The 15,427-nt window shown below is 66.9% G+C and carries 13 protein-coding genes; 9 read left to right on the top strand and 4 right to left on the bottom strand.

The window, feature by feature from the left end:
- Positions 1-8: 8 nt before the first annotated feature.
- Both SOM08_RS04185 and SOM08_RS04190 read left to right on the top strand, forming a co-directional pair.
- Positions 9-1,898, top strand: coding sequence for a DUF294 nucleotidyltransferase-like domain-containing protein (locus tag SOM08_RS04185; protein ID WP_322470112.1), 1,890 nt, complete (start codon positions 9-11; stop codon positions 1,896-1,898).
- Positions 1,895-2,545 (top strand): 3'-5' exonuclease, encoded by a 651-nt coding sequence (locus tag SOM08_RS04190; protein ID WP_116958416.1) that lies wholly within the window; start codon positions 1,895-1,897, stop codon positions 2,543-2,545. Before SOM08_RS04185 ends, SOM08_RS04190 begins: the two co-directional genes overlap by 4 nt.
- Positions 2,546-2,554: 9 nt before the next feature.
- Here the strand turns inward: SOM08_RS04190 and SOM08_RS04195 are convergent, their stop codons facing one another.
- Both SOM08_RS04195 and ilvA read right to left on the bottom strand, forming a co-directional pair.
- The gene (locus SOM08_RS04195) at positions 2,555-3,661 is read right to left on the bottom strand and encodes a nicotinate-nucleotide--dimethylbenzimidazole phosphoribosyltransferase (RefSeq protein WP_181936446.1); all 1,107 of its coding nucleotides are present in this window, start codon (positions 3,659-3,661) and stop codon (positions 2,555-2,557) included.
- A 7-nt stretch (positions 3,662-3,668) separates the two neighbouring features.
- Positions 3,669-5,234, bottom strand: a complete 1,566-nt coding sequence (gene ilvA, locus SOM08_RS04200; protein WP_116958414.1) for a threonine ammonia-lyase, biosynthetic — start codon at positions 5,232-5,234, stop codon at positions 3,669-3,671.
- A 211-nt stretch (positions 5,235-5,445) separates the two neighbouring features.
- On the opposite strand from ilvA, the gene SOM08_RS04205 reads away from it, so the two are divergent.
- The gene (locus tag SOM08_RS04205; RefSeq protein ID WP_116958413.1) at positions 5,446-5,895 is read left to right on the top strand and encodes an OsmC family protein; all 450 of its coding nucleotides are present in this window, start codon (positions 5,446-5,448) and stop codon (positions 5,893-5,895) included.
- 24 nt (positions 5,896-5,919) lie between these two features.
- Here SOM08_RS04205 and coq7 read toward each other — a convergent pair whose 3' ends face one another.
- The gene (gene coq7 / locus SOM08_RS04210) at positions 5,920-6,582 is read right to left on the bottom strand and encodes a 2-polyprenyl-3-methyl-6-methoxy-1,4-benzoquinone monooxygenase (protein ID WP_322470113.1); all 663 of its coding nucleotides are present in this window, start codon (positions 6,580-6,582) and stop codon (positions 5,920-5,922) included.
- A gap of 245 nt (positions 6,583-6,827) precedes the next feature.
- Here coq7 and SOM08_RS04215 point away from each other — a divergent pair, with 245 nt between their 5' ends.
- The gene (locus SOM08_RS04215) at positions 6,828-7,826 is read left to right on the top strand and encodes a porin (RefSeq protein ID WP_181936445.1); all 999 of its coding nucleotides are present in this window, start codon (positions 6,828-6,830) and stop codon (positions 7,824-7,826) included.
- A gap of 270 nt (positions 7,827-8,096) precedes the next feature.
- Entirely contained in the window at positions 8,097-9,143 is a 1,047-nt protein-coding gene (locus tag SOM08_RS04220; protein ID WP_116958410.1) for a porin, read from the top strand.
- A 79-nt stretch (positions 9,144-9,222) separates the two neighbouring features.
- Here the strand turns inward: SOM08_RS04220 and SOM08_RS04225 are convergent, their stop codons facing one another.
- On the bottom strand, positions 9,223-9,525 hold the full coding sequence (locus SOM08_RS04225) for a ComEA family DNA-binding protein (RefSeq protein ID WP_322470114.1): 303 nt from the start codon (positions 9,523-9,525) through the stop codon (positions 9,223-9,225).
- A gap of 264 nt (positions 9,526-9,789) precedes the next feature.
- Between SOM08_RS04225 and SOM08_RS04230 the strand changes: the two genes are divergently transcribed.
- The 4 genes from SOM08_RS04230 (at position 9,790) to SOM08_RS04245 (ending at position 15,375) form a co-directional block, all read left to right on the top strand.
- Positions 9,790-11,379, top strand: coding sequence for an ABC transporter substrate-binding protein (locus SOM08_RS04230; protein WP_416186993.1), 1,590 nt, complete (start codon positions 9,790-9,792; stop codon positions 11,377-11,379).
- 64 nt (positions 11,380-11,443) lie between these two features.
- Complete coding sequence (locus SOM08_RS04235; protein ID WP_116958407.1) at positions 11,444-12,424, top strand: ABC transporter permease; 981 nt, start codon at positions 11,444-11,446, stop codon at positions 12,422-12,424.
- Positions 12,425-12,514: 90 nt separating this feature from the next.
- Complete coding sequence (locus tag SOM08_RS04240) at positions 12,515-13,804, top strand: M20 aminoacylase family protein (protein WP_116958406.1); 1,290 nt, start codon at positions 12,515-12,517, stop codon at positions 13,802-13,804.
- Entirely contained in the window at positions 13,801-15,375 is a 1,575-nt protein-coding gene (locus tag SOM08_RS04245; protein ID WP_116958405.1) for an ABC transporter substrate-binding protein, read from the top strand. Before SOM08_RS04240 ends, SOM08_RS04245 begins: the two co-directional genes overlap by 4 nt.
- Positions 15,376-15,427: the final 52 nt, after the last annotated feature.

A 15,427-nucleotide genomic window follows, 5' to 3' on the forward strand; every position in this document is an offset into this window, starting at 1 on the left:
CCGACCCCGTGTCCCTGCCGGACGCGCTGCGGCCCTCGGGCAGCCTGCTGGCCAACCTGAGCGACGAACTGCGGCGCTACCCGCCTTTCGATGAGATGGAGGCGGCGCACGTGGCCGCCTTCGTGGCGGCCTCGCGCCAGGCCTACTACGCACCCGGTGAGCCGGTGGTGGACCCGCAGGACGGACCGGTGCGCGAGCTGTTCTTCATCCGCCGCGGCGCAGTCACCGGCAAGCGCGGGCTGTCCGAGGTCTCCGGCGGCGCCTTTCAGTACGAGGCGGGCGACCTGTTCCCCATCAGCGCCGTGCTGGCGCAGCGCGCGCCCACCACGCTGTACCACGCCACCGAAGACACCTTCGTGCTGGTCATCGGCGCCGAGGACATGCGCGCCCTGGCGGCGCAAAGCCCGCCGTTCGGCGACTTCCTCAACCGGCGCATCCTCAAGTTCCTGGAGCTGTCGCGCGCGGCGCTGCAGGTGGCCTACTCCTCGCAGGCGCTGGCCGAGCAGTCGCTGGAGACGCCCCTGAGCGAGCTGGGCCACAAGGCGCCGGTGAGTTGCGCGCCGCACACGCCGCTGCGCGAGGTGCTGGGCCAGATGCACGAGCGGCGCATCGGCTCCATGCTGGTGGTGGACGGCGCGGGCGCGCCGCTGGGCATCCTCACGCGTTCCGACGTGCTGGGCCGCGTGGTGCTGCCCGGGGTGCCGCTGGACGCGCCGGTGTCGTCGGTGATGGTGCGGCCCGTGCACAGCCTGCCGCACGACGCCAGCGCGCAGGACGCCGCGCTGGCCATGTCCACGCACGGCATCCGCCACGTGCCCATCACGCGCGCGGGGCGGCTGGCGGGCATCGTCTCCGAGCGCGACCTGTTCGCGTTGCAGCGCCTCAGCCTCAAGCAGGTCAGCTCCAGCATCCGCAACGCCACGGGCGTGGACACGCTGCGCGTGGTGGCGCACGACATCCGCCGTTTCGCGCGCACCCTGCTGGGCCAGGGCGTGCAGGCGCGCCAGCTCACGGCGCTGATCAGCCATTTGAACGATGTGCTGGGCGCGCGCCTGATCGAGCTGCTGGCGCAGCGCCATGGCATCGCCCTGGCCGACTGCTGCTGGCTGGCGCTGGGCTCCGAGGGCCGCGGCGAGCAAACCATCGCCACCGACCAGGACAACGCGCTGATCCGTCCCGATGGCAGCGAGGCCGCGCCCTACCTGGCCTTCGCGCGCGAGGTGAACCAGGCGCTGGACGATTGCGGCTACCCGCTGTGCAAGGGTGGCGTGATGGCCAGCAACCCCGAGCTGTGCCTGACGCTGACTCAGTGGCGCGAGCGTTTCGCGAACTGGATCGAGCATGGCTCGCCCCGGGACCTGCTGAACGCCAGCATCTTTTTCGACTTTCGCCCGCTCGCCGGCCACGAGGCCCTGGCCCGCGCGCTGCGCGACGAGGTGCTGGCGCACGCGCGCACCACGCCGCGCTTCCTGAAGCAGCTCGCGCTCAACGGCCTGGGGCGAACGGTGCCGCTGAACTGGCTGGGCAACATCGACACCGCGGCGGTGGAAGGCCACGACACGCTGGACCTCAAGCTGCAGGGCACGGCCATCTTCGTCGACGTGGCGCGCCTGTATGCCTTGGCGCACGGCGTGCCGGCCACCAATACCCGCGAGCGCCTGGAGGCGGTGGGCCCGCTGCTGGGCGTGCCGGCGCACGAGGCCCAGGCCTGGGTCGGCGGCTTTGACTACCTGCAGCTGCTGCGCCTGCACGCGCAGCTGGATGGCACCACGGTGGGCGACAACCCGAACCGCATCGCGGTGGACACGCTCAACGACATCGATCGCCGCATCCTGAAGGAAACGCTGCGCGTGCTGCGCGCCCTGCAGCAGCGGCTCACGCTGGACTACGACCGGTGAGCGCCTGGTGGTCGGCCTGGCTCGGTGGTGGCGACGCTGCGCCCGCGGCGCCCGAGCGCTGGGTGGTGCTGGACGTGGAAACCAGCGGCCTCGACGTGGCGCGCGACCGCCTGCTGGCCATCGCCGCCGTGGGCCTGCGCGTGGACTGGTCGCGCCGCCGCCTCGACGTGTGCCTGGGCGACAGCTTCGAGGTGGTGCTGCGCCAGGAGCGGGCCTCCAGCCGCGACAACATCCTGCTGCATGGCATCGGTGTGCAGAGCCAGCGCGACGGGTGGGATCCGGTCGAGGCGCTGCGGGCCTTCGAAGCCTTCGCCGGTGCGGCGCCGCTGCTGGCCTTCCACAGCGCTTTCGACGAGGCGCTGATCGGCCGGCACGCGCGCCAGCACCTGGGGCGGCGCCCGGCCAATCCCTGGGTGGACATCGAGCACCTCTGCGCCGTGACGCACCCCCAGGTGCGGGCCCGCTCGCTGGACGAGTGGATGGCCCATTTCGGCATCACCTGTCCCCGGCGCCACCAGGCGGCGGCCGACACCCTGGCCGAGTGCGAGCTGTTGCAGCGCATATGGCCGGCGGTGGCGGTCGAGTGCCGGAATTGGCGCGGCGTGAAGCGCCTGGCCGGCCAGCGGCGCTGGCTGGCGTCGGGCTAGCGGGGGCTCTCAGGTCTCCAGCAGCGCCTGCGTGGCCAGCAGCAGCGGCCAGGCCAGCAGCGCGCCGGTGCCCTGGTTGATGTGCAGATCGAGGTCGAGCAGCGGCATGGCCTGCAGGTGGATCAGCATGAGCCGGTGCGCGGTGGCCGGCGAGCGCTGGGCGTAGACCAGGTAGTCGGCCACCGCCGGGCTCAGGCCGCGCGCCACCAGGGCGGCGGCGCCGGCCACGAAGCCGTCGACCAGCACCACGCGCCGCTCGCTGGCCGCCTGCAGCATGGCGCCGGCCATCATGGCGATCTCGAAACCGCCGAAGGCCGCCAATGCGTGGATGGGGGAGATGGCCTGCGCGTGCCGCTGGGCTGCGGCGGTGAGCTTGTCCAGGCGCTGGAAATGCACGGTGTCGTCGAAGGCCGAGCCCGGGCCGTCGTCGCGCGGCAGGGCGTCCGCCATGGGCACGCCGCACAGGCGCGACAGCAGCAGCGCCGCGCTGGCCGGGTTGGCCACGCCCACCTCGCCCAGCGCCAGCACCGTGCCTGGCAGGTGGCGCACCACGTCCATGCCCGCGTGCAGCGCGGCCACGGTCTGGCTCAGCGACATGGCCGGGCCGAGCAGGCAGTTGCGTGTGCCGTAGGCGATCTTGCGCGCCTGCAGCGTGGCCGGCGGGCGGCCGCGCGCCGCCGGCGGCTGGGTGATGGGCGTGGCCATGCCGGCGTCGACCACGGTCAGCTCGAAGCCGTGCTGGCGCGCCAGGGTGTTGACCGGCGCGCGTCCCACGAGCAGTTGGTTGACCAACTCGGCTGTGGCGGACTGCGGCAGGTCGCTCATGCCCTCCACGGCCAGGCCGTGGTCGGCCGCGAACACCACCAGTTGCGGGGCGTCGAACACCAGCAGGTCGAACGGCAACGCGCTGCTGTGCTGGATGCGCGCGAGCTGCCCGGCCAGCCATTGCAACTGGCCCAGGGCGTTGGCGGGCTGGCCGTCGGGCTGCAGGCGCCGGTGCAGGGCGTGCTCCAGCGTGGTGTCGGCCGTGCTGGCGATGGCGGGCAGCTTCAAGCCCTCGACGGGCGCGAACGGGCGCGGTGCATTGATCGGCGTGAGGGCGGGATCGCGCGCCATGGGGTGCTTAGCTGCGCAGGAACAGCCGGTAAGCGGGGTTGCGGGTTTCCTCGACATAGGGATAGCCCAAGGTGTCGAGGAACTTGGCGAAGGCCTTGTCGTCCTTGGCCGGCACCTGCAGGCCGACCAGGATGCGGCCGTAGTCGGCGCCCTGGTTGCGGTAGTGGAACAGGCTGATGTTCCACCCCGGTCGCATGAGGCTGAGGAACTTGAGCAGGGCGCCCGGGCGCTCCGGGAAGATGAAGCGCATCAGTCGTTCGTCCTGCGCCAGCGCGGAATGGCCGCCCACCAGGTGGCGCAGGTGTTCCTTGGCGAGTTCGTCGTGCGTGAGGTCCAGCGTCTCGAAGCCATGGCGCACCAGCTGCTGGGCGATCTTGGCGGACTCGCCCTTGCCCGCCGTGGTGAGTCCCACGAACACATGCGCCTGGGCGCTGTCGTGCATGCGGTAGTTGAATTCGGTGACATTGCGCGCCGCACCGGGCAGCGAGCCGATGACCTCGCAGAAGCGGCGGAAGCTGCCGCGCTCCTCGGGCATGGTCACGGCGAACAGGGCCTCGCGCTCCTCGCCCACCTCGGCGCGCTCGGCGACGAAACGCAGGCGGTCGAAGTTCATGTTGGCGCCGCACAGGATGGCCGCGTAGGTCTGACCCTTGGTCTTGTGGGTGGCCACGTACTGCTTGATGGCGGCCACCGCCATCGCGCCCGAGGGTTCGACGATGCTGCGGGTGTCGACGAAGATGTCCTTGATGGCGGCGCAGACGGCGTCGGTGTCCACCGCAATGAACTCGTCGACCAGTTCGCGCGCGACGCGGAAGGTTTCTTCGCCCACCAGCTTGACGGCGGTGCCGTCGGCGAACAGGCCGACGTCGGGCAGCGTCACGCGCTCCTTCTCGGCGACCGAGCGCATCATGGCGTCGGAGTCGGTCATCTGCACGCCGATGACCTTGATCTCGGGCCGCACGGCCTTGATGTAGTTGGCCACCCCGCTCACCAGGCCGCCGCCGCCGATGGCGACGAACACCGCGTCGAGCTGGTTCGAGCCCAGGCTCTGGAGCTGGCGCAGGATCTCCATGGCGATCGTGCCCTGGCCGGCAATCACGTCAGGATCGTCGAAGGGATGAACGAAAGTGAGTCCCTGCTTCTTTTGCAGGATGACGGCGTGGTTGTAGGCGTCGGTGTAGCTGTCGCCGTGCAGCACCACCTCGCCGCCGAGGCCGCGCACCGCATCGATCTTGAGCTGCGGCGTGGTCACCGGCATCACCACCACGGCCCGCACGCCCAGCTTGCGCGCGCCCAGCGCCACACCCTGCGCGTGGTTGCCCGCCGACGCGCAAATCACGCCCTTGGACAACTGCTCGGGGCTCAGGTGCGCGATCTTGTTGTAGGCCCCGCGCAGCTTGAAGCTGAAGACGGGCTGCTGGTCCTCGCGCTTGAGCAGCACGGTGTTGTGCAGCCGCCTGGACAGCGCGCGTGCCGGGTCCAGGTTCGACTCCACCGCGACGTCGTACACCCGGGCTGTGAGGATTTTCTTGAGGTAGTCGGCGGGTGTCAGGTGGGCGGCGGGCGTTTTCATCACCGAGCATTATCAGCGGGCGAAAAAAAACCCGGACCAACGTTGCTGGTCCGGGTTTGAATCCACCCGTGGAGGGTAGAGGAGACAACCGAAAATACAATGACGCAAGTATATCGCCGGATTGCTGCGTTGCAACAACCCGACTCAAGTTGCCCTCATTTTTAGAGCAAGGCCCTTAGAAAATGCGGGCTTTGTCACGGAGAACCTTCTCATGGAATGCACCGTCACCTGGACTGGCGCCAGCGGCACCCGATCGGCCATGGGCTTCGTTGCCGAAACCGGCAGCGGCCACGTGCTCGCCATGGACGGTGCCCCCGACGCCAACAAGCCCGAGAACGGCGGCGCCAATCTCGCGCCCCGTCCCATGGAGACGGTGCTGGCGGGGACCGGCGGCTGCACGGCCTACGACGTCGTGCTGATCCTCAAGCGCGGCCGCCACGATGTGCGCGGCTGCTCGGTCAAGCTCACCAGCGAGCGTGCGCCGGTCGACCCCAAGGTGTTCACCAAGATCCACATGCACTTCACTGTCACGGGCAAGGGCGTGCCCGCCAGCGCGGTGGAGCGCGCCATCGCCATGAGCCACGAGAAGTACTGCTCGGCCAGCATCATGCTGGCCAAGACGGCGGAAATCACCACCAGCTTCGATCTGGTCGACGCCTGAGCCTGCGCCCCTTTCGGGGGGGCCTCAGATCCGGTGCGCCACGGTCGTCATGACCTTGGCCGCCATCCGCATCATCCCCTTCACGGGCGCCGGCAACTCGGCGGCTCCGGCTTGCTGGGCCTGGCGAGCGTGCCGGGCCTCGTCCATTTTCATCTGCGCCACGATCGCCCGGGAGGCGTGGTCCTCGGCCGGCAGGCGGTCCAGGTGGCTGGCCAGGTGGGCTTCCACCTGGCGCTCGGTTTCCACCACGAAACCCAGGCTGGGGCCTTGCCCCAGGCGGCCCGCGAGCAGGCCGAGCCCGAAGGCGCCGGCGTACCAGAACGGGTTGAGCCGCGATGGCCGGCTGCCCAGCTCGTCGAGGCGGGCCTTGGTCCAGGCCAGGTGGTCGGTTTCCTCGCGGCCGGCCTCTTCCAGCTGCTGGGCCAGGGCCTCGTTCGACGCCCTGCCACCCGGTCCGGGCCAGCGCGCGGCGAAGGCTTGCGCGGTGTACAGCGCCTGGGCGCACACCTCCCCCACATGGTTGACCCGCATCAGGGCACCGGCGAGGCGCCGGTCTTCGGTGCTCAGCGCACCATCGTCGTGCCGCTCGGGCACGGTGGGGCAGGGCTGGCTGGCCCGCGGGACGGCGAACAGGGTGCGCAGGGCCGAATCGGCGGCAACCACCAGGGCATCGCTGAAAGTACTCATGAAACTCTCACGTTGAATCGGCAGTGGACTGGTGTGGGGAGTATGGCGCCCCGCCATCCGTCTAAGGGTTACCCCTCGGAATCGTGGCAAGGCTGCAACATCGGCACCACCCTGGGGCGGATCGAGGTCGGCAAACATGGCGGTGACCAGCTGTTTCTGATGCAATGCCCGCAGCTTCCTCAATGGAGGTCGGCTCGGGGGCAAAGACTTCCGGCCTCTTAACCCAAACCTTGGAGAATTCCTCGATGAAAAAGACCCTGATCGCTCTGGCTGCCGTCGCAGCCTCCAGCGCAGCACTGGCCCAGTCGTCGGTGACCCTGTTCGGCATCATGGACGTGAACGTCCGCCACACCTCGACCAAAATCGGCGGCGTCAAAACCTCGCTGAGCGAAATGGGTCAAGACGGTACCGCTTCGAGCCGCCTGGGCTTCCGCGGTGTCGAGGACCTCGGCGGTGGCATGAGCGCCAGCTTCTGGCTGGAAGGCGCCCTGAACCCCGACACCGGCACGCCCGCTGGCCTGCAATTCCAGCGCCGCAGCACCGTGAGCCTGTCGGGTGGCTTCGGTGAAGTCCGCCTGGGCCGTGACTATGTGCCGACCTTCTGGAACCACACCGTGTACGACCCGTTCGGCACCAACGGTCTGGGCAGCTCGGTGAACATGTATTCGCCCAACGCTGGTGTCTTCCAGGCGACGACCGTGCGTTCGAACAACATGGTTTCGTACTTCACGCCGAACATGGGCGGCTTCCAGGCCCAGCTCAGCTATGGCTTCAAGGAAGTGACCACCGGCACCAGCGCCAGCGACTACCAAGGCCTGCGCCTGACGTACGCCAACGGCCCGCTGTCGGTTGGCTTCGCCACCGCTTCGGAAGGCAACGTGGGCGCCGCCGATTCGCGCCGCACCAACGTGGGTGCTTCGTATGACTTCGGCTTCATCAAGCCGATGTTCAACTACACCACGTCGAAGGAAAAGACCGTCGACCTGAAGGTGAACAACCTGATGGTGGGCCTGACCGCCCCCGTGGGCCCTGGCCTGATCAAGGCTTCGTACACCCGTACCGAAGTGGAAGTTCCCGGCATCTCGGTTGATGGCAACCAAGTCGCTGTCGGTTACGAGTACGGCCTGAGCAAGCGCACCGCCCTGTACGGCAACTTCGCCCGCATCAGCGCCGACGCCGGTCTGCTGGCTGGTCCTGAGTACAAGCGCACCGGCTTCGAGCTGGGCATCCGCCACTCCTTCTGATGTCCTGCGGGCTTGGCCCGCTGGCGTCTGAAGCCAAAAGCCACCGCCTCGGCGGTGGTTTTTTTTTTGCTTAGGGGGATTGGCCTGCTATTTGCTTAAGAGGTTTAAGAAGGTGGGATGACGTTGTTGCTTCATTGCCACGTTTTCCCCCTGTCTTGTGTAAAACCCCTAGGGGCAAACCCGTAACGTGCATGTCGATGGGTACCATCACTGCAGTTTCAGTCGTGTGAAACGTTTCCCAAACCGTTCCAAAGGAAAAGGAATCTCCCCATGAAGAAAAGTCTGATCGCTCTTGCCGTTCTGGGCACCTGCGGCGCCGCGATGGCTCAGTCGAGCGTGTCGCTTTACGGTATGGCCGATGTGTGGGTGGGCCGTGTCAAGACGGACATCACCGGTGTCGGCTCCGCCAGCGAGACCGTGCTGGAAAGCGGTGGCTTCAACACCAGCCGCCTGGGCTTCAAGGGCTCCGAGGATCTGGGTGGTGGTCTGAAGGCCAACTTCAACCTGGAAGGCGCGCTGGCCATGGACAACGGCACCGCCGGTGGCCTGAGCTTCAACCGCCAATCCTGGGTCGGTCTGTCGGGTGGCTTCGGTGAAATCCAGCTGGGCAAGCCCTGGACGCCGTACGACGACACCCGCTCGATGGCCAACGACACCTTCAACGCGAACTTCGCGTCGTCGTGGACCACCTGGCTCGGCTACGAAGACAACCCGAACAACACCATCCGCTACAACTCGCCCAACTTCGGCGGTTTCTCGGGTGCTTTCGCCTACTCGCTGGGTGAAGACCGCGCCAGCTCGCCGAACAACAAGGCCAGCAACCTGGTGTCGTTCAGCCTGAACTACGCCAACGGCCCGATCGTGGCTGGCTTCGCTCACCAGAGCCAGAAAGTCGAAGGCCTGAACGGCATCGACAGCACCGGTATCCTGACCGGCCTGGCCGCCACCGGCAAGACCACCTACAACCTGCTGAACGGCTCCTACGACTTCGGCGTCGTGAAGCTGGTCGGTGGCGTGAACCAGGCCAAAGTGCAGCCGGACGGCTTTGCTGACGTGAAGGCCAACGAGTTCAACATCGGCGTGGACGTGCCCCTGGGCGCCGGCTTCGACATCGGTGTTGGCGTGGCCCGTTCCAAGCTGGAGTCTGGCGGTACGGATCTGAGCAAGACCACCGGCTTCAGCATCGGCGCCAAGTACGCGCTGTCCAAGCGCACCTTCACGTACGCTGCCTTCAACCGCACCAAAGCCGAAATCATCGGTACCGGCGCGGAAGTCAAGAACACCCTGTTCGGCGTGGGCATCCAGCACAACTTCTGATCTTCAGAAGCGCTTCGCTCAAGCAAAAACCGCCCGGCATGCCGGGCGGTTTTTTTATGGCCGGGTGAGCGGACGGCGCTCACTGCTTGGGCTTGGCGCCCGCTGGCGCACTGGTCGCTTTGAAGGCCTCGCCATTGACCGTCAGGCCTTGGTGCGACAGCTTCGCGGCGCGTTTGTCTCCGATGCCGGGGACGCGCGCAATGAAGTCGTTCCAGTTCTTGAAGGGGGCGGCCTTGCGTTGTTCAAGGATCTTGCCCGTGGTGCTGGGGCCAATGCCTTTGATGCTGTCGAGGTCGGCTTGCGAGGCCTTGTTGACGTCGACGGCGGCGAAGCTGGTGGCGGCGCTCAGGGCGAGCAAGGCGGCGACGAGGAGTTTCTTCATGGGGGACCTTCCTGATGGTTTTGAGGGTTGAAATGCCTAAAGACATGGCCAATAGGCAGGGCAAATATAGCTATAAAGAATTATTTGAAATGATGGAGGCATCAAGCTTCGAGTGGTGTCCGGAAATGGCCTGTTCCGGTCGAGGCGCTGGGGGCCGCGCGATGCCGATTCGGGTGCCCGTACCCGGTACGGGTAAGTCCCGTCGCTGGTGCGGGAACGCTTGTTGCATAGTCCCGGCACCTTCATTTAATTCAGGTGTCAACGATGAAATCGTTCTCCGTGCCCATGCAGGCGGTCGTGCTGGGGGCAGCCTTGGCTGTCACGACCGGTGGTCTTCAAGCGAAGACCTTCAAGTGGACGAGTGCCAGCGACATCCCGACCTGGGACATCCATTCCCAGAACAACGCACTGGCCAACGGCATCCATGCCTCGGTCTATGAGTCGTTGGTGTACTACAACAGCCGCACCTTCAAGCCCGAGCCGCTGCTGGCCACTGGCTGGAACCAGGTCTCGCCCACTCAGCTGCGGCTGACGCTGCGCACCGGCGTGAAATTCCACGACGGGTCCGACTTCACCGCCGACGACGCGGTGTTCTCGCTGCAGCGCGCAATGGCGCCGACCTCGAACTTCACGCCCTATATCCAGGGCATCGACCGCATCGTCAAGGTCAACAACAACACCATCGACATCTTCACCAAGGGCCCCAACCCGGTGCTGGTGAACCAGCTCACCGAGCTGCGCATGATGAGCAAGGCCTGGGCGGAGAAGAACAACTCCACCGCGCCCAAGGACATCAAGACCCAGGACGAGAACTTCGCCCACCGCAACGCCATGGGCACGGGGCCCTTCATTCTCAAGGAGTGGGCGCCCGATCAGAAGATGGTGCTCACGCGCAACCCCAACTGGTGGGGCAAGAGCGCCGAGACCAACGTCACCGAGATCGTCTACACGCCGGTGAAGGCCACGGCCACGCGCATGGCCGCGCTGCTCTCGGGCGAGGTGGATTTCGTGCTGGATCCGAGCCCGCAGGACCTGCCGCGCCTGCGCCAGGACGGCAACCTCAAGGTCATGGACGGGGTTGAGAACCGCACCATCTTCTTCGGCATGGACCAGCACCGCGACGAGCTCGTGGGCAGCAACGTCAAGGGCAAGAACCCGCTGAAGGACGTGCGTGTGCGCAAGGCGCTGTACCAGGCCATCGACATGAACGCGATCGCGCGCGTCACGCTGCGTGGCCTGGGCCAGCCCACGGGGGCGCTCATCGCGCCGCAGGTGACGGGCTGGACGGAGGGTGTGCACCAGCGCTACCCGTTCGACGTGGCCGCCGCGCAGAAGCTGCTCGCCGACGCCGGCTACAAGGACGGTTTCGAGGTCGACTTCGCCTGCCCGAACAACCGCTACATCAACGACGAGGCGATCTGCCAGGCCGTGACGGCCATGTGGGCGCGCATCGGCGTCAAGGCCAAGCTGCGCACGCTGCCGCTGGCCACCTACTTCCCGATGATTCAGCGTTACGAGGCCAGCATCTACATGCTGGGCTGGGGCGTGCCCACCTTCGACGCGATGTACAGCCTGCAGTCGCTGGTGCGCAGCGTGGGCCAGGGCGGTGACGGCAACTACAACGTCGGCCGCTACAGCAACCCCAAGATGGACCAGATCATCGATCGCGCCAAGACGGAGACCGACCTGCTGATCCGCAACCGCCTGCTGACCGAGGCGCTGGAGCTGTCGAACGCCGACGTGTCGCACCTGCCGCTGCACAACCAGGTCATTCCCTGGGCGATGAAGAAGAGCATCAACGTGGTTCACCGCGCCGACAACCGCCTGGATTGGCGGCTCATCACGGTAAACTGAATCGGGTATTGACCAAAGAGGGTCGCCTCCTTCCGGGCGCGACCCTCTCTTGCTTTTTTCATCGATGTTCGCATTCATCCTCCGACGGCTCGCCCAGGCGGTGATCGTCATGGTCAGCGTGGCGCTGATCGCATTCATGCTGTTCCAGTACGTCGGAGACCCGGTGGTCTTCCTGCTCGGTCAGGACGCCACGCCGGAGCAGGTGCGCACCCTGCGCGCCGATCTGGGCCTGGACCAGCCCTTCTTCGTTCAGTTCTGGCACTTCCTGGTCAACGCCGCGCAGGGCGAGTTCGGCCTGAGCCTGCGCCAGGGCGCCAAGGTGTCGCGCCTCATCGCCGAGCGTTTCCCGGCCACGCTGGAGCTGTCCATGGTGGCGGCGGTGCTCGCGCTGCTGGTGGGCATTCCCATGGGCGTGTATGCGGCGCTCAAGCGCGGCACTTTCCTCAGCCAGGTCTTCATGACGATCTCGCTGCTCGGGGTGTCGCTGCCCACCTTCCTGATCGGCATCCTGCTGATCCTCGTGTTCGCGGTGCACCTGGGCTGGTTTCCCAGCTTCGGCCGCGGCGACGTGGTCGCGCTGGGCTGGTGGAGCACCGGCCTGCTGACGACCAAGGGATGGATCCACATCACGCTGCCCGCGATCACGCTGGCCATCTTCCAGCTCACCCTGATCATGCGGCTGGTGCGCGCCGAGATGCTGGAGGTGCTGCGCACCGATTACATCAAGTTCGCGCGCGCCCGCGGGCTCACCAATCGCGCCGTGCATTTCGGCCACGCGCTGAAGAACACGCTGGTGCCGGTGATGACCATCACCGGTCTGCAGCTCGGCGGCCTCATCGCCTTCGCCATCATCACCGAGACGGTGTTCCAGTGGCCGGGCATGGGCCTGCTGTTCATCCAGGCCGTGACCTTCGCCGATATCCCCGTGATGGCCGCCTACCTGTGCCTGATCGCGCTGATCTTCGTGGTGATCAACCTCATCGTCGATCTGTTGTACTTTGTGGTCGATCCGCGCCTGCGCGTGGAGAAGGCCGGAGGGCATTGATCATGAACGCCCACGCGCATCACTTCGTGTATTCGCTGCCCCCCAAGGGGGCGCAGGTCTCCCTTGCGGCGGCCCGGCGGGAGACCTGACATGAGCAAGTCCCGCTACAAGGTACATGGACCGGCGTTCGCGCACATCGCGGCTTTCCACCCCGAGCTCACGGCGCTGCGCCGCGACCTGCATGCCCACCCCGAACTCGGTTTCGAGGAGGTCTACACGGCCAAGCGCGTGGTGGAGTCGCTCAAAGTCTGCGGGGTGGACGAGGTCCACACCGGCATCGGCAAGACTGGCGTGGTGGCGGTCATCCGCGGTCGCCAGACCGGCAGCGGCCGCATGATCGGCCTGCGCGCCGACATGGACGCGCTGCCCATGACCGAGCACAACGACTTTGCCTGGAAGTCGGGCAGGCCCGGCATGATGCACGGCTGCGGCCACGACGGCCACACGGCCATGCTGGTGGGCGCGGCGCGCTACCTGGCCGAGACGCGGCAGTTCGACGGCACGGCCGTGCTCATCTTCCAGCCCGGCGAGGAAGGCTTCGCCGGCGCCAAGGCCATGATCGAGGACGGCCTGTTCGAGCGCTTTCCCGTGAACTCGGTGTTCGCGATGCACAACTGGCCGCAGATGCGCCCAGGCACGGTGGGCGTGAACCCCGGGCCCATGATGGCCTCGGCCGACCGCATCACCATCGAAGTCACCGGCAAGGGCGGCCATGGCGCGCACCCCTATGCCGCGGTCGACCCGGTGCTGGTGGCGGCCCACATCATCACGGCGGTGCAGAGCATTGTCTCGCGCAACGTGCGCGCGATCGACAGCGCCGTGATCAGCCTGTGCTCCATGCAGGCCGGAGACCCGGGCGCCTTCAGCGTGATCCCGGGCACGGCGCGCCTGATCGGTACCGTGCGCACCTTCAACCCCGAGGTGCAGGCCATGGTCGAGAAGCGCCTGCACGAGGTGTGCTCCGGCGTGGCCTTGGGCCTGGGTGCCTCGGCCCACCTGAACTACGAGCGCATCTACCCCGCCACCATCAATACGCGCGACGAGGCCCGCTTCGCGATGGAGGTGGCGCAAAGGCTGGTGGGCCACGAGCACGTGGACCGCAACATGGACCCGAGCATGGGCGCGGAGGACTTCTCCTTCATGCTGCAGGTCAAGCCCGGCGCCTACCTGCGCCTGGGGCAGGGCGCCGACAACGGGCAGGGCGCCTGCTTCCTGCACAACAGCCGCTACGACTTCAACGACGAGGTGTTGCCCTTGGGCGCCGCCTTGCACGCCAGCCTCATCGAACAAGGCATGCCACTGGCCAGCGAGGCCAGCGCGCCGCGCCAGGCCCTTTCCCAGTCCACCCCCTCACCCACCCCCGCAAGGAGCGACGCATGAATCTCAAAAAATCCTCGGCTGCCCTGCTCGTGGCCGCAGCCCTGGCGGCTGGCGCCGCCAGCGCCCAGACGGTGCGCATCGGTAACCAGGGTGATGCCCTGTCGATGGACCCGCACTCGCTCAACGAGTCGCTGCAGCTCACCGTGACGGGCAACGTCTACGAGCCGCTGGTGGCGCGCGACCGCAACCTCAAGCTGGTGCCCGGCCTGGCCACGAGCTGGAAGCAGACCTCGCCCACCGTCTGGCGCTTCGAGCTGCGCAAGGGCGTTGAATTCCACGATGGCACGCCCTTCACCGCCGACGACGTGCTGTTCACCTTCGCGCGCGCCGCGGGCGAAGGCTCGGACATGAAGAGCTACGTGAACGACGTGAAAGACGTGCGCAAGGTCAACTCGCACACGGTCGAGGTCGAAACCAAGGGCCCGTTCCCCATCCTGCCCGATGTGCTGTCGCTGCTGTACATCATGAGCAAGAAGTGGTGCGAGGACAACCAGGCCACGCGCCCGGTGGACCGCCGCAAGGGCATCGAAAACGCGGCCTCGTTCCGCGCCAATGGCACCGGCCCGTTCCGCCTGCGCGAGCGCCAACCCAACGTGAAGACCACCTTCCAGCGCAACGGCAACTACTGGGGCAAGATCGAAGGCAACGTCGTCAACGTCGAGTACACGCCCATCGGCAACGACGCCACGCGTGTGGCCGCGCTGCTGTCGGGTCAGGTGGACGTGATCGAGCCCGTGCCGCTGCAGGACGTGGCGCGCATCAACGCCAGCGGCAAGTCCAAGGTGATGCAGGGCCCCGAGCTGCGCACCATCTTCCTGGGCATGGACCAGAAGCGCGACGAGCTGCTGTACTCCAACGTGAAGGGCAAGAACCCCTTCAAGGACAAGCGCGTTCGCCAGGCCTTCTACCAGGCCATCGACATCCAGGGCATCCAGCGCACGGTGATGCGTGGTGCCTCCGCGCCCACGGCGTTGATGGTCGGCCCTGGCATCAATGGCTTCGACCCCGCCATGAACACCCGCCTGCCCTTCGACGCCGAGGCCTCGAAGAAGCTGCTGGCCGAGGCCGGTTACCCGAACGGCTTCGAGGTGACCCTGAACTGCCCGAACGACCGCTACGTCAACGACGGCAACATCTGCCAGGCGGTGGCCGCCAACCTGGCGCGCGTGGGCGTCAAGATCAACCTGCAGGCCGAGACCAAGGGCACCTACTTCCCGAAAATCCTGCGCCGCGACACCAGCTTCTACATGCTGGGCTGGACGCCGGGCACCTACGACTCGCACAACGCGCTCAACGCGCTCATGCGCTGCGTGGACGATTCCGGTTCGGGCCAGTTCAACCTGGGTTCCTATTGCAACCCCAAGGTGGATGAGCTGACCAAGCAGATCCAATCGGAGACCGACAAGGCCAAGCGCGACGCCATGATCCGCGAAGCCTTCAAGATCCATGCCGACGACGTCGGCCACCTGCCGCTGCACCAGCAGGCCCTGGCCTGGGGCGTGGCCAACAACGTCACGCTGGCCCAGCTCGCCGACAACTTCATGCCGTTCCGCTACATGTCGGTGAAATAAGGCCACCCCCGCGCCGCCTGCGGCGTCACCCCCCAAGGGGGGCGCCAGCAGC

This window comes from Hydrogenophaga sp. SNF1 (assembly GCF_034421675.1).
In the GTDB taxonomy this organism is placed as follows: domain Bacteria; phylum Pseudomonadota; class Gammaproteobacteria; order Burkholderiales; family Burkholderiaceae_C; genus Hydrogenophaga; species Hydrogenophaga borbori.

Coding starts and splice junctions, on each gene's coding strand:
- SOM08_RS04220 (WP_116958410.1), top strand. CDS start 8,097: ATGAAGAAAAGTCTGATCGCTCTTGCCGTTCTGGGCACCTGCGGCGCC.
- SOM08_RS04215 (WP_181936445.1), top strand. CDS start 6,828: ATGAAAAAGACCCTGATCGCTCTGGCTGCCGTCGCAGCCTCCAGCGCA.
- SOM08_RS04245 (WP_116958405.1), top strand. CDS start 13,801: ATGAATCTCAAAAAATCCTCGGCTGCCCTGCTCGTGGCCGCAGCCCTG.
- ilvA (WP_116958414.1), bottom strand. CDS start 5,234: ATGAAAACGCCCGCCGCCCACCTGACACCCGCCGACTACCTCAAGAAA.
- SOM08_RS04225 (WP_322470114.1), bottom strand. CDS start 9,525: ATGAAGAAACTCCTCGTCGCCGCCTTGCTCGCCCTGAGCGCCGCCACC.
- SOM08_RS04230 (WP_416186993.1), top strand. CDS start 9,790: ATGAAATCGTTCTCCGTGCCCATGCAGGCGGTCGTGCTGGGGGCAGCC.
- SOM08_RS04240 (WP_116958406.1), top strand. CDS start 12,515: ATGAGCAAGTCCCGCTACAAGGTACATGGACCGGCGTTCGCGCACATC.
- SOM08_RS04235 (WP_116958407.1), top strand. CDS start 11,444: ATGTTCGCATTCATCCTCCGACGGCTCGCCCAGGCGGTGATCGTCATG.
- SOM08_RS04205 (WP_116958413.1), top strand. CDS start 5,446: ATGGAATGCACCGTCACCTGGACTGGCGCCAGCGGCACCCGATCGGCC.
- SOM08_RS04195 (WP_181936446.1), bottom strand. CDS start 3,661: ATGGCGCGCGATCCCGCCCTCACGCCGATCAATGCACCGCGCCCGTTC.
- coq7 (WP_322470113.1), bottom strand. CDS start 6,582: ATGAGTACTTTCAGCGATGCCCTGGTGGTTGCCGCCGATTCGGCCCTG.